Here is a 13,462-nt window from a genome sequence, read left to right as displayed (position 1 = left end):
CGTGACCGGCCGGCGCGAACGCGACGCTGGTCACGCAGGGCGACGACGAAAACGTGCGATTGGTCGGCTTCCGGGCGTAGATCCCCGACCGGGCTCTCGGGTAACCTCGCTGCCGGTAACCGCCAAAGGCGCGCACCGGCGCCAGCGGCACCACCGCCCAATCGCCCTGTGGCGAACCGGGGAACCAGGTACCTGGGGTGAATCCGCGCGAGCGGTAGGGGCCACTTCCGTCCCGAACCCGACAGCTAACCCGGTCGGCGGTCGACGGAAGGGAACACTGTTGACGGCACCCCTGCGCCGCTGGTTGACACCTGTGGTGGCCGTGCTCACCGCGTTCGCCATCGTCGCCGGGCCCACCCCGGCGCTGGCCGCACCCAACACCCCCAACCCATCGGGCCACGAGGAGGACAACGATCCTCCGCTCATCACCGAGGTCATCGATGCCGCCAATCGCGGCTTCCTGCAGGCCAAGGCGAAGCTGGACAAGTCGAAGCAGCGCCAACTCCAGTTGGCCCTCGAGATCCGGGCGGCGCAGGCCGACCTGGACGCGCTGCGGCCGCAGGTGAGCCAGATCGCCACGCAGTCCTATCGGACCGGCCGGATCGGCGCGATGGCCCTGCTGCTGGAGAGCAACGCGCCCGACTCGTTCGTCCAGCGGGCCTCCGCCCTCGACGAGCTGAACCTGATGAACGCGCAGAAGCTCGCCGAGGTCAACGCCGCGAAGAACCGCGCGGAACAGGCCAAGATCGCGCTCGATGCGGAGATCCGCGAGCAGCAGAAGCAGACCAACGCGATGCGGCGCGAGAAGGCCGAGGCGGAGAAGGCCCTGCGGCTGGTCGGCGGGCGGGGTTTCACCGCCGGTCTGGTCGCGGCCACCTCCCCGGTCGCCCGGATCGCTCCCGGCCGGACGGCTGACGGGGGGTGGAAGCCCGAGTCGCGCAGCGTGAAGGATCCGACCACCTCGGGCTACATCACCCCGCGCACGCTGCACATGTACAAGGAGGTCAAGCGGGCCGGCTTCGACCGCTTCGTGGGCTGTTACCGCCCGGGCGGCCCCTGGGAGCACCCCAAGGGCCGGGCCTGCGACTGGTCGCTACAGCGCAGCGGCTTCTCCCCCTGGCACAACAACGACATGCGGATGTACGGCAACAACCTCGCCGCGTTCCTGATCCGCAACGCCGACCGGCTGGGCGTCTACTACGTGATCTGGAACCGGCAGATCTGGTTCCCGGCGACCGGTTGGAAGTCCTACAGCGGTCCCTCCAACCACACCGACCACGTGCACGTGTCGCTGCTGTAGCCGGAGTACCACGCCGAGGGGCCGTCCCGCCACCGCGCGGGCGGCCCCTCGGCGTCAGGAAGGGCTCAACCGGCGACGGCGGTGGGCGCCGGGTCCGCGGGCGTGGCCGCGCCCGGCAGCGTCGCGCTCGGCTTGCCGGCCGGCACCTCGGCCACCGTCCGCACCTCGCCCGCGCTGAGCCGGTACGACATGCCGACCACCCCGCACCGCCCGGCCGTCACCCGCTCGGCGAGCACGGCGGACCGGGCCAGCAGCGCCTCCACGGTCCGCGCGATGTGGATGTCGACGATCTCGTCGAGGTCCTCGACACCCTCCCGGGCGGCCCGGGCCAGGCTGGGCACGACGGCGTCCACCAACGCGCCGAGGTGGCCGGCGGGGGGCGTGCCGGTGGCGACCACCTCGCGGGCGGCCTGCACCGCGCCGCACGAGTCGTGGCCGAGCACCACCACCAGCGGGGTGCCCAGCACGGTGACCGCGTACTCGACGCTGCCGAGCACCTCGGGGCCGACGGTGTGGCCGGCGGTCCGCACCACGAACAGGTCACCGAGGCCACGGTCGAAGATGATCTCGGCGGCGAGCCGGGAGTCGGCACAGCCCACGATCACCGCGAACGGGTGCTGGCCGTCGGCGACGGCGGCGCGATGCTCGGCGTCCTGGTTGGGATGACGGGGTACGCCGGTGACGAACCGCCGGTTGCCGGCGAACAGCTCGGCGAGCGCCTGTTCGGGATTGGTCGGCAGCACTGCACTCACCTCGTCCTCGCGCGAAACGACCTGGTCAGCCGGCCGGCGGCAGAGGCGGCCTCGACCACCACGGTCACACCCGAGCCAAGACACGTCAAGATTTACGTGATACGGATTTCATACGTCACCGGTCACTTGACGGCCGCCCGCTTGCGGCCCGCCGCCGCCCGGGGCCGGTCGACACCGGCGCGGGGCCATACCATGACCACCATGGCGACGACAGCGGGCGAGAACGGGAGCGGCCGGAACTGGACCTTCCTCACCAACCACGGGCACGTGCTGCTGGCCATCGCGCGCAACCCCACCGCGCGGCTGCGTGACGTGGCCGACGAGGTGGGGGTGACCGAGCGGGCCGCCCAGGCGATCGTCGCCGACCTGGCGGCCGGCGGCTACCTGCGGCGCACCCGGGTCGGCCGGCGCAACGAGTACACGATCAACCCGAGCGGCCACTTCCGGCACCCGGCGGAGGCCGACCAGCAGGTCGGTGCCCTGCTCGCCCTCTTCACCGCCGAACCGGCCGACAGGCGCGCCGCCGAGGCGTGACCGACCCCGGCGGCTCCCGTCACCGCACGGCCGGCGCGCCGACGGTAATCTCAGCGCGTGCGCGAGAGCTTGCGGCCGGACGGGACGACGGTGCGCGTCCGTACCGGTCACCGGATCCGGTCCATCCTCTGTGGAGCGGGAGCGGCCGCCCTGCTCGGCGCCATCCTGGTGGCGCCAGGGCCCGCCTCGGCGGCCCCGAAGTGCGGCCCACCCGGCGGCCCCGCCCCGACCGAGGCGTCCTGGGCGCTGGAGCGGCTCGACCCGGCGGCGGCCTGGCGGATCACCCGGGGCCAGGGCGTCACCGTGGCGGTCATCGACTCCGGCGTCTCCCCCAGCCACCCCCTGCTGCGCGGCCGGGTGCTGCCCGGCGAGGACTTCAACAACCTGGTCCACCTCAAGGGACAGTGCGACCTCGTCGGCCACGGCACCCTGGTGGCCGGCATCATCGCCGGCAAGGAGGGCACCGGCGTGCCGTACAGCGGGATCGCGCCCGAGGCCAAGATCCTGCCGATCCGGGTGCTGGCCGACAACCAACGCACCTTCGACGAATCGATCCCGGCCGAGATCGGCCGGGCGATCAAGTGGGCGGCCGACCACAAGGCCGACGTGATCAACCTCTCCCTGGTGACGCTGGACGACCCCCGGCTGAAGGACGCCGTGGACTACGCCCTCGACAAGGGGGTCGTCGTGGTGGCCGCCGCCGGCAACCGGCAGGAGAACCAGCAGGACCAGCCGGGTTACCCGGCCGCGTACCCGGGGGTCATCGCCGTCGCCGGGATCGACGACGCGGGCGAGCACGTGGGCAGCTCGGTCACCGGCGACTACGTGGACATCGCCGGCCCCGGGCTGAAGATCGTCGGCCCGGCGCCACAGGGGTCGGGATACCGGGCGGAGCCGCAGGGCGGCACCAGCTTCGCGACCGCGTACGTCTCGGGGGTGGCCGCGCTGGTCCGCGCCGCCCACCCGGACCTTTCCCCGAAGGAGATCGCCTTCCGGCTGACCCAGACGGCCGACAACCCGCCGGACGGGCACAACGCCGAGGTCGGGTACGGGATGGTCAACCCGTACCGGGCGGTGACCAGCCTGCTGGGGAGCCGGACCGACCCGCCGCTCGGCGCGCTGCCGAAGCCGGCGCCGCCGGCCGACCCGCTCGCGTGGCAGCGGACCGTGGCGATCTGGGTGGCCGCGGTCGGCGGGCTGCTGGCCGTCGCCCTGCTGACGCTCCGGCCGATCCTGATTCACGGCCGCCGGCGCGGCTGGCGCCCTGGCCGCCGCACCGCCGCGCTGGACGCCTGAACCCACCCACCCCGGCCCCGGACACCGCCCCGGGCGCCAGCGACGGTCAGCGTGCCTCTGGCGGCGCGGGAAAAGCACTGCGGCCCCGACCCCGGACAGAGCCGGAGCGGGGCCGCAGCGGGGCCGGTCGGGTCAGTTGCCCCAGACCTTGGAGTTGCTCATCTCGGTGGTCATGTAGTTCTCGCGGGCGATGCCGACCGCCTGGCCGATGTCGTTCAGGACCTTGTTGATGTCCCGCACGGCGGCGTCCCACTGGGCCTGGTGCTGCTGGTAGGCGACGCGGTCCTGGCCCTCCCACTCGAGCCTGGTCAGCATCGAGCGCAGCGTGTCCAGCTTCTCGTCGATGGTCCGCGAGATGGCCTGCATCTGCTGGTTGCTGCTCTCGAGGACGGCGTAGTCGACCTTGATGCTCATCGTTCCTCCTCTACCTGGCTACTACGCGGATCACGGGTTGAGAGCAGCGTGGAACTTGTCCAGCATCTGCTGCTGCTCTTCGTCGTTGACCTGGTGCGTCGTACCCGACTTGTCGAGCAGGTCGGCGATGTTGTCCATCGCGGTCAAGAGCTTGTTCGTGTCCTCGTTCCAGCGCGTCATCAGGCTCTGAAAACCCGTGGACGCCTGGCCCTTCCAGGCCATCGCCAGGTCGTCGACGACATTCCACAGCTTCTTGAGCTCACCGTCGACGTCGCTGCGCGTGGACCGCACGTCACTCGCGGCGGTGTGCAGAGTCGCTGCACTGACCTCGAACGCCATGCTTCACACCCTTCCGTCATCTTCGTGGCGGCGGATCCGCCGCGCCCCTCCCCCGCGGCAAGGCGTACACACCCCACCGACGGACACTTCAACCGAACCGTAGCGGACGACGTCCAACCCGCGCAGCCCTGTCCCCCTATCGTCGTCTCCCGGCAAGCCAGGATCCACAACACATTCCCTGGCGGACCGTACGATATGGACGGACGACCACCTCGATCCGCACCGGCCTCAGGACGGCTGGCGGTACGACTTGACGTGCATCATCACCCCGAACACCAGCAGTATCGCCAGCAGCACCACCACGGCCCACAGCACCGGCCGCTCGAAGGCGCGCTGCAGCACCACCGGAAGCAGCGCCACGCCACCGGTGAGCATCACCACTTCAGCGGCTCGCCGGACCCCCGCCGAGCCCGTGAGCCGGGCCGCCAGGGCGAGGCCGAGGAAGACCGGGATGGTCAGCAGGAAGTACATGAACAGCCAGTAGAGCGCCGCGAACACCCCGACCCCTCTCGTCACTGGTAGAACTTGGAATCCTTGACCCAGTCGATCTTGATGTCCTTGATGTCCGGGTCGGAGCCGGTGGGCGCCCAGCCGGGGCGGGAGTCCGACACGAACGCGAACCGGCTGTTGGTGTTGAAGCCAGCCATCACGGCGTGCAGGAGCGCGCCGATGTCCCCGAACACCATCACCAGGATGGCGGAGGCAGCCGCCAGTCCGGCGATGCCGATCGCCTGGGCCAGCGCGGTGGTGCCGGGGAAGAACTGGAACGCGATCGAGGCGATCACCGCGACCAGGATCGGCATGAGCGCCTGGGCCATCCCGGAGACCGCGTCGTTGTAGGCGTCCCGCGCCGAGGTGAGCGTGTCCTTGTTGGCGTTGAACGCCTCGGCCAACGAGTTGATCTCCGCCCCCAGCTTGCGCATGAAGAGGTCGAACGCGTCCCGGTCGTCGAAGTCCCACTCCTTCGGGTCCGGCGGGACCGCCGCGAGCGCCGCGCCGAACTGCTCCGAGCCGAGCAGGCGCGCAGCGTCGCTCCACTTCTTGATGGCCTCGTTGACCTCCTGGTTGTCGAACGTCTCCAGGTAGAGGATCGAGCCGATCAGGATCCCCGAGAAGACGATCCACATCCAGTTTCCGCGCGCGACGGCCGCCGCCGTACGCACCGGCGCCGTCGTCTCGGCGACCGAGACGGTGCCGGTCACCGCGCCGGAGGCGTTGGCGATGAAGATCTCCGGTGGCATCAGATGCTCCCCCCGTGGCTGGCCCGGCCGGTCACTTGACCACCCAGGGCTGGTCCGACTTCTCCCAGTTCTTCGCGCTCTGCTCGAGCTGCTCCGCAGCCTTGTGCAGGTGGTCGATTCCGGTCTTGACGTTGTCGAGGTGCCCGTCGACCGAGGCGTTGTGCTGGGTCACCGTCCCGTGGCCGAAGAGGCTCAGCGCGCCGCCCGGCAGCTTCACCTCCTCCAGCAACGCCTGCACGTTGCGCAGGTACTGGATCGGGCCGTCCGGAGCGTCGAGCAGCTTGCTCGCCTTCCGAATCGCGTCGACGTCGACCTTGTTGGCCATCGCGCCTCCTCCCAGCTCAGCGACGCAGGCCGCGGGTCGGGTCGGACAGGTCCACACCGAACTGGCGGAACCAGTCCTCCGGGGTCAGGGAGCCCTCCTGGGCCCGGCGGACCAGCTCGGAGCCGCCGAGCATCTCGGTCAGCAACTCCTGCTGGCGCTCGTTGAAGGCCGCGTACGCCGCGTCGATGGCGGCCTGGAGCGACTCCGCCAGCGAGTAGCTGTCCAGCCGCATCGCCCGCGCGTTGAGCTCGATGTCGCCGACCTTCATCTCGCCGTCCACGGTCACCCGGACCAGGCCGTCCGGGCTCTCCCCGGTCATCCGCAGGTCCGCTCGCTGCTGCTGGAACTCGGCCAGCCGACGCTGCTGCTCCTGCGCCTGGCGCAACATGTTCTCCACGGCGCCACCGGCGCCACCGTAACCCCACGGGGTGCTCACGACGGGTCCCTCTCTGCACGCGCGACGGTCGGGCCGACGCTATCGGAACGATTGCCTGGCGTCCGCCCCTAGGCCGGCTCCGTCCAGGCGGTCTGGATCAGCTGCTGGCCGTCCCGGCGGCGGACCAGGGTGCCCCGACCCGGCGGCTGCGGGCTCGGCCGCAGGTTGCCGAAGACCGCACCCTCCTCCCGGCTGCCGGACATCAGCAGGCCCGGCGAGTCCAGCTCGCGCAGGCGTTGCAGCACCGGCTCGTAGAGGGCGCGCGCCACGCCGCCCACCCGGCGGGTGATGATCAGGTGCAGGCCGATGTCCCGGGCCTGCGGCAACAGCTCCTGCAGCGCGCTGAGCGGGTTGCTGCCGCCGGAGGCGACCAGGTCGTAGTCGTCCACCAGGACGTAGAGGTCGGGGCCCTTCCACCAGCTCCGGTCGCGCAGCTGGGCAGTGGTCACGTCCGGGCCGGGCAGGCGGTTCTGCAGCGCGCTGCGGATCGAGCCCAGCCCCTGGCTGAACACCTGGTTGGACGGTGCGTAGTCGAGCAGGTGGTCGCCCTCCACCGCGCCCAGGAGGCCACGGCGGTAGTCGGCGATGACCAGCCGGGCCTGGGCCGGGGTGTACCGCTCGGCGATGCCCCGGGCGATCAGCCGCAGCAGGTTCGTCTTGCCACACTCGGCGTCGCCGAACACGGTCAGGTGCGGCTCGCCCGCCAGGTCCAGGTAGACCGGGGCCAGCGCCGACTCGTTGACGCCGATCGGGATGCCCGGGGCCGACCGGTCGATGACCTTCGCCAGCTCGCCGACCGGCAGCTTGCGCGGCAGCAGCCGTACCTTGGGCGCCGGGCGGCCCGACCAGTTGGCCGCGACGTGCCCGGCCAGGGCGACCGACGCCTCGGTCAGGTCCTCGATGTCGCGCTTGCCGTCGATCCGCGAGATCCCGCTGAGGAAGTGCAGCTTGTCGTGGGTCAGACCGCGGCCCGGCGTGCCGACCGGCACGTTCTGCGCGGCCCGCCGGTCGATCTCCGACTCGGCCGGGTCGCCGAGCCGCAGCTCCAGCTTCGTGCCGAGCAGATCCCGCATGTTGATCCGGATCTCCGCCCACCGCACGGCCGTGACAACCACGTGTACGCCGAAACCCAGCCCCCGGTTGGCCAGGTTGGTGATGGTCTGCTCCAGCTCCTCGTACTCCTGGCGCAGCGTGTTCCAGCCGTCGACCACCAGGAAGATGTCGCCGAACGGGTCGTCGGCGAACTCCCCGGCCGCCCGGCGGCGACGGTAGCTGGCCATCGAGTCGATGCCGTGCTGGGTGAAGCGCAGCTCCCGGTCGTCGATGATCGCGACCACCTCGGCCACGGTCCGCCGGACCGCCTCGGTGTCCCGCCGCCCGGCCACCCCGGACATGTGCGGCAGCCGCTCCAGGCTGCGCAGCGCGCCGCCGCCGAAGTCGAGGCAGAAGAACTGCACCTCGCGCGGCGTGTGGGTGAGCGCCAGCGAGGCGAGCATGGACCGCAGCATGGTGCTCTTGCCGCTCAGCGAGGCACCGACGATCACCACGTTGCCGCCCGCGCCGGACAGGTCGATCATCATCGGGTCGCGTCGCTGCTCGTACGGGCGGTCGACGATGCCGACCGGCACGGTGAGTCGCCCACGCCCCGGCCAGTTCGCCGTGGTGAGGCCGAACGTCGGGTGCACGCTCAACGGCGGCAGCAGCTCGGCCAGGCCCGGCGGCTCGGCCAGCGGCGGCAGCCAGACCTGGTGCGCCGGGCGCCCCCGCCCCTTGAGCCGGTCGATCAGCACGTCCAGCATGGCCACCGCCTTGCCGTCGGCCGCCTGCTCCGGCTCCGGCGCGGTCTCCGCCGGGCTCGGCAGGGCCGGCACCGGCACGTAGTCGATGCCGTACGGCACGATCCGGCGCTGCACCTGCGCCCGGGTGGACCGCTGCACCTGCCCCGGCGCCCGGTACGGCCCGGAGACGTACGCCGCCCGGAACCGGAGCATGGTGCTGGTGTCGGTCTTGAGGTAACCGTGACCGGGCGCGCTCGGCAGCTCGTACGCGTCGGGCACGCCGAGCACGATGCGGCTCTCGACCGCCGAGAAGGTACGCAGACCGATCCGGTACGACAGGTGGGTGTCCAGGCCGCGCAGCTTCCCCTCCTCCAGCCGCTGGGAGGCCAGCAGGAGGTGCACGCCGAGCGACCGGCCGAGCCGGCCGATCATGACGAACAGGTCGATGAAGTCCGGCTTGGCGGCGAGCAGCTCGCTGAACTCGTCACAGATGATCAGCAGGCTGGGCATCGGCTCCAGCGGCTCGCCGGCCGCCCGGGCCTTCTCGTAGTCGTAGCGGGAGACGTAGTTGCCGGCCGCCCGGAGCACCTCCTGGCGCCGGTTCATCTCGCCGGCCAGGGCGTCCCGCATGCGGTCGACCAGCGGCAGCTCGTCGGAGAGGTTGGTGATCACCGCGCTGGTGTGCGGCAACGCGTCCAGCGAGGCGAAGGTGGCGCCACCCTTGAAGTCGACCAGAACGAAGTTGAGCTCCTCGGACGAGTGCGTCACGGCCAGCGCCCCCACCACCGTCCGCAGCAGCTCGCTCTTGCCGGAGCCGGTCGCGCCGATGACCAGGCCGTGCGGGCCCATACCCTCGTGCGCGGACTCCTTGAAGTCCAGCTCCACCACATTGCCGTCCGGCCCGAGGCCGAGCGGGATCCGCAGCCGGTCGCGGTGGCTGCGCGGCCGCCAGGTCTGCTGCACGTCCACCGCCGCCGCATCGCCGACGCCGAGCAGGTCCGGCAACTCCATGCTGCGGGCCAGCGGCTCCTCGGTGCTGGCGCCCTGCTGCTGGGAGAGCCGGTAGGGGGCGACCTGCCGGGCCAGCCCCTCGGCACCCGCCATGCTGAGCCGGTCCGGCCGGCCGAGCCGCGACGTCGTGGCACCGCGGACCAGGTCCAGTCCGCTGCCGTCACCGGTGTCGAGGCAGAGCAGCCAGCGGCCGGCGTCCCGGGGCACCGTGCCGGACAGGTCGATGACCGTGGCACCGAGCAGGCCGGGACCCATCAACGCGCAGGTCGGCGAGACCTCGCCGCCGTCGAGCACCACCACCAGGTGCGGGGCGGTGGTGAGCGGCTTCGCCTCCGGGGCGAAGCGGGGCCGGCCGCCCAGCTCGTTGGCGAGCGCCGCCTCCGCCTCGGCAAGGCTGGCGAACACCATCCGGCGCGCGCCCGCCGCGTCCGTACGCCCCGGGTGCTGGGCGTGCGGCAGCCACTTCACCCAGTCCCACACCGGCTGCCGGTCGGGCGCGGCCACCACCGCCACGATGAGGTCGTCCGGGGCGTGGAAGGTGACCAGCTGGCCCAGGGCGGCCCGGGCCAGGTCGAGCACCGGCTCCCGGTCGCCGCGCAGCACGATCCGGCTGAACGCGCGCAGCGAGAGCGCGGTGGGCAGGTCCGGCACGCTGGAGTGGGCCCGGACGAACCGGCGCAGCGCGATCGCGCTCATCGGCTCCAGGTCCTCCACCGGCTTGGTCTCCGGCGGCACGATCTCCACCGCCAGCCGCTGCGGGCCGAGCGCGATCCGGGCCTCACCGAAGTCGTCCTCGGTGATCCGCCGCTCCCACAGCCGGCGCGAGGCGGCGATCGACCAGAGCGCGTCCGGCTCCGGGTGCCGCCAGGTCATCGCGGCGCGCTGCTGCTCGGCGGCCCGCCGGGTGCGCTTGCGCATCTGGGCCAGGTACCGCATGTAGTCGCGGCGCTGGGCATTCAGCTCGGCCTTGTTGTTGCCGCCGTTGCCCAGCGTGCCGATCGCCATGCCAAGCATGGACACCCCGAAGAGGCCGCCCGCGACGTACGTCATCATGCCGCCGCCGCGACCGGCGTACAGGAAGGCCATCGCGCCGACGCCGCAGAGCATCGGCAGGATCATCAGCACCTGTCCCATGCCCCGCGACTGCTGCTCAGGCAGCTCGGGCGGAGACTCCAGCAGCACCTCGCCGCGCGGCAGCGCGGGCCCCGGTTGACGCGGCAGTCGGCGGAACACCACCGTGCTCACGGCGTCTCCTCCCCAGAATCGGCCCTGATCGTGGTCTGCCAACGGCCCGAGTCGTCGGGTGGGCAACCTGTGCGACCGCCATCGTAGGTAATCTCCCGGAGGCGTCGTGGACCCGTATCCGGGCGACGCCGCCGGCCGAGGTGAATCGCAGGCGAGTACGAGGAGGCCACAGTGGCGACGAAGACCGCGACCGGCGGGCTGAGCCGGATCACCATCGTGGCGCCGCGCACCAGGATGGATCTGGCGTTGCCGTCGGACGTCCCGTTGGCCGACCTGCTGCCCACGCTGCTCCGGTACGCCGGTGAGGACCTCGCCGACGAGGGCGTGCGGCACGGTGGATGGAGCCTGTCCCGGCTCGGCGGGCAGCCGCTGGACGGTGGGCGTACCGCCGCGCAGCTCGGCGTCCGGGACGGCGAGGTGCTCTACTTCAACCCTCGGGCCGCCGCCGCGCCGGAGATCGTCTTCGACGACGTGGTGGATGCCGTCGCCACGGCCACCAACCAGCGCCCCGGCACCTGGCAGGTCGGCACGACCCGCTCGTTCGCGGTGCTCCTCGCCGGGGCCGCGCTGACGGCCGGTGCCGCGGCGGCGCTGTTCGCCGGGCCGCCGCAGCTGCCCGGCGCGCTGGCCGCCCTGGTGGTCGCGGTCGCCCTGCTGGTGAGCGCCGCGGTGCTGTCCCGGGCGGCCGGTGACAGCCGGACCGGCGCGATACTGGCCATGGGCGGGCTCGGCTACGCGGCGATCGGCGGCCTGCTGGTGCTCGCCGGGGACCGGGCGCTGGCCGACCTGGCCAGCCCGCACGTGCTGCTGGCCGCGACCGCCGCGGTGCTGTTCGGCGCAATGGCCGCGCTGGCCGTCGGCGACCGGCTGCCGCTGTTCCTCGGCGCGGTCGCGGTGGGGGTGGCCGTCGGCATCGGCGCGGCGCTCTGCCTGGCCTTCGGCATCGGCGCGGCGGCCGCCGCGGCGGTGGTGGCGACCGTCGCCTTCGCCGCCCTGCCGGCGCTGCCGATGATCGCCTACCGGCTGGCCCGGCTGCCGGTGCCGTCGATCCCGACCGGGCCGGACGACCTGAAGACCGACAGCGAGTCCGTCGACGGCCCGCAGGTGCTGAGCAACAGCGAGCGCGCCGACGCGTTCCTCACCGGCCTGCTCTGGACGGTCTCGGTGCTGGTGCTCGGCGGTCAGGTGGTGCTCGCCGACAACGGCCGGCTGCCGGCGGTGCTGCTCTGCCTGGTGCTGGCGCTGCTGTCGCTGCTGCGGGCCCGCCCGTTCATCGGCCGCGCGCAGCGCACCCCGGTGCTGCTCGCGGGCACCATCGGTCTCGGACTGGCCGCGGCGGCCACCTTCGGCGCCGGGTCGCTGCCGGTCCGGCTGGGGGTGATCCTGGGCGGGCTGCTGCTGACCACGGTGATCGGCCTGATCTACGGCCTCACCGTGGCGGGCAAGCGGATCTCGCCGGTCTGGGGTCGCCTCCTCGACATCGTCGAGATCCTGCTGATCATCGCCGTGGTGCCGCTGGCCGTCTGGGTCTGCGGCCTCTACGGCTGGATCGTCAACCTTCGACCGTGACCGTGCCCATCGCGGTGGCGACCGGGGCGGTGGCGTAGACGCCGGGACCGTGCTGCCCGTCCAGCGGGCGGGCCGGCACGCCGCTGCGCTTCGCCACGTCCCGGACCACCTTCACCAGCGCCTCGGCATGCCCGTCCATCGCCGCCACCCGCAGCAGCGGAGGCACCCGGCGGCCACCCGGCAGCACCACCGCCGCGACCGTGTGCGACGGCGCGGAGGTGGCGGTGACGGCGTCCACCAGCGCGCCGAGCGATCCGTTGGGGCGGACCCGCAGCGCCAGGCAGCGCTGGGTCCAGCCGCCGCCGCGCAGGCTGGTCCAGCTCTCCACCGGCGCCTCCGGGGCCAGGTCCAGCCCGGCACCGGAGACCACCGCGGTGTGCAGCTCGTCCCGGCCCAGCACCCGGTGGCCGAGGCCGGCGGCGTTCAGCGTCTTGCCGAGCCGGCCGATCCCGGCGGCCACGGTCCGGTGCACACCGCGAATGCCGCCGCCCCGGCTCACCGCTTCCGCGCGGGCGTCGGACACCGACAGGCGGAGCGCCACCCAGATCGTGCGGTGCGCCGCCGGCGGGGCCCCCGGCGCGGGATACCAGACCAGGGTGTGCGAGACGACCTGGGTCTGCGTGACCGGCCCGGTGAAGTCGGCGAGCACCGCGAGGGCCTGGTCCATCGTCGCCGCCTCCACCGACCCGGCGGGCGCGCCGGGCCGGCCGGTCAGCGCGACCGCGGCGAACCAGCCCCGGTCGTCCTGGCCGATGCCGAGCCGGGTGCCGCGCTCGGTGAGCTCGACGACGGTCAGCTCCGGGGCGAGCGCGGCCAGTCGCGGGTCGCCGGACGGCGTGGCGCTCCGGGCCCGCCCGCGGCGGCGGCGCAGCCGGCGGCGGAGCATCAGGTCCTCGTACCACCAGCGGCCGCCCCGGCGGGCGAACGCGGCGACGACGGCCAGCACGGCCAGCACGCCGACCGACGCGAGCAGCCAGACGGGGCCAACGGTGGCGAACCAGACGGCCAGCGCGGCGCACTCCAGCACCACGAGCTGACCGACGACGAGCGGGCCGAGCCGACCTCGCCGACGCTGGTCGGCCGGGATGATCGGGCGGTCCGCCGGGCCGGCGGGGGCGGTGGCCGTACGACCGGGTGGCGCCTGGACCTGCGTCATCGGTGAGCGTCCCTTCTGGACATTCTGGGCTTCCGCCCCGGCGTTGCGTCGCCGGAGGACGGGCGG

At 72.7% G+C, this 13,462-nt stretch carries 13 protein-coding genes and 1 riboswitch; of the genes, 4 read left to right on the top strand and 9 right to left on the bottom strand.

Features of this window, described 5'->3' with window-relative positions:
- Positions 1-144: 144 nt before the first annotated feature.
- Positions 145-275, top strand: a riboswitch (cyclic di-AMP (ydaO/yuaA leader).
- 5 nt (positions 276-280) lie between these two features.
- Positions 281-1,300: a coiled-coil domain-containing protein gene (locus tag ACFYML_RS11780; protein WP_387272857.1), complete on the top strand. Its 1,020-nt coding sequence runs from the start codon at positions 281-283 to the stop codon at positions 1,298-1,300.
- 65 nt (positions 1,301-1,365) lie between these two features.
- On the opposite strand, the gene ACFYML_RS11775 is transcribed toward ACFYML_RS11780, so the two are convergent.
- Complete coding sequence (locus tag ACFYML_RS11775; RefSeq protein WP_387420539.1) at positions 1,366-2,043, bottom strand: carbonic anhydrase; 678 nt, start codon at positions 2,041-2,043, stop codon at positions 1,366-1,368.
- A gap of 201 nt (positions 2,044-2,244) precedes the next feature.
- On the opposite strand from ACFYML_RS11775, the gene ACFYML_RS11770 reads away from it, so the two are divergent.
- Together ACFYML_RS11770 and mycP are read left to right on the top strand one after the other, a co-directional pair.
- Entirely contained in the window at positions 2,245-2,586 is a 342-nt protein-coding gene (locus ACFYML_RS11770) for a helix-turn-helix domain-containing protein (protein ID WP_357442256.1), read from the top strand.
- 57 nt (positions 2,587-2,643) lie between these two features.
- Entirely contained in the window at positions 2,644-3,882 is a 1,239-nt protein-coding gene (gene mycP, locus ACFYML_RS11765; RefSeq protein ID WP_387420538.1) for a type VII secretion-associated serine protease mycosin, read from the top strand.
- Positions 3,883-4,014: 132 nt separating this feature from the next.
- Here mycP and ACFYML_RS11760 read toward each other — a convergent pair whose 3' ends face one another.
- The 7 genes from ACFYML_RS11760 to eccCa all read right to left on the bottom strand — a co-directional run bounded on the left by ACFYML_RS11760 (position 4,015) and on the right by eccCa (position 10,671).
- On the bottom strand, positions 4,015-4,296 hold the full coding sequence (locus tag ACFYML_RS11760) for a WXG100 family type VII secretion target (RefSeq protein ID WP_073839147.1): 282 nt from the start codon (positions 4,294-4,296) through the stop codon (positions 4,015-4,017).
- 30 nt (positions 4,297-4,326) lie between these two features.
- Positions 4,327-4,635 carry a WXG100 family type VII secretion target gene (locus ACFYML_RS11755; protein WP_073839146.1) on the bottom strand — a complete coding sequence of 103 codons (309 nt, stop codon included), beginning with the start codon at positions 4,633-4,635 and terminating at the stop codon, positions 4,327-4,329.
- 228 nt (positions 4,636-4,863) lie between these two features.
- Positions 4,864-5,151 (bottom strand): hypothetical protein, encoded by a 288-nt coding sequence (locus ACFYML_RS11750; RefSeq protein ID WP_387420537.1) that lies wholly within the window; start codon positions 5,149-5,151, stop codon positions 4,864-4,866.
- Positions 5,148-5,876, bottom strand: coding sequence for a hypothetical protein (locus tag ACFYML_RS11745; protein ID WP_387420536.1), 729 nt, complete (start codon positions 5,874-5,876; stop codon positions 5,148-5,150). The genes ACFYML_RS11750 and ACFYML_RS11745 overlap by 4 nt, the downstream gene beginning before the upstream one ends.
- Before the next feature lie 31 nt (positions 5,877-5,907).
- Entirely contained in the window at positions 5,908-6,201 is a 294-nt protein-coding gene (locus ACFYML_RS11740) for a hypothetical protein (RefSeq protein ID WP_357442245.1), read from the bottom strand.
- Between the two features lie 16 nt (positions 6,202-6,217).
- Positions 6,218-6,637 (bottom strand): YbaB/EbfC family nucleoid-associated protein, encoded by a 420-nt coding sequence (locus ACFYML_RS11735; RefSeq protein ID WP_387420535.1) that lies wholly within the window; start codon positions 6,635-6,637, stop codon positions 6,218-6,220.
- Positions 6,638-6,705: 68 nt separating this feature from the next.
- Entirely contained in the window at positions 6,706-10,671 is a 3,966-nt protein-coding gene (gene eccCa, locus ACFYML_RS11730; protein WP_387420534.1) for a type VII secretion protein EccCa, read from the bottom strand.
- 171 nt (positions 10,672-10,842) lie between these two features.
- Here eccCa and eccD point away from each other — a divergent pair, with 171 nt between their 5' ends.
- Complete coding sequence (eccD, locus tag ACFYML_RS11725) at positions 10,843-12,240, top strand: type VII secretion integral membrane protein EccD (protein ID WP_387420533.1); 1,398 nt, start codon at positions 10,843-10,845, stop codon at positions 12,238-12,240.
- Here eccD and ACFYML_RS11720 read toward each other — a convergent pair.
- Positions 12,224-13,396, bottom strand: coding sequence for a type VII secretion protein EccE (locus tag ACFYML_RS11720; protein WP_387420532.1), 1,173 nt, complete (start codon positions 13,394-13,396; stop codon positions 12,224-12,226). The two genes, eccD and ACFYML_RS11720, sit on opposite strands and share 17 nt — an antisense overlap.
- Between the last annotated feature and the right edge of the window lie 66 nt (positions 13,397-13,462).

The sequence above is a fragment of the Micromonospora sp. NPDC007230 genome (assembly GCF_042869115.1).
Classification (GTDB): domain Bacteria; phylum Actinomycetota; class Actinomycetes; order Mycobacteriales; family Micromonosporaceae; genus Micromonospora.
Note: the sequence above shows the minus strand (reverse complement) of the source record. Positions and strands in the feature narration are given on the sequence as shown.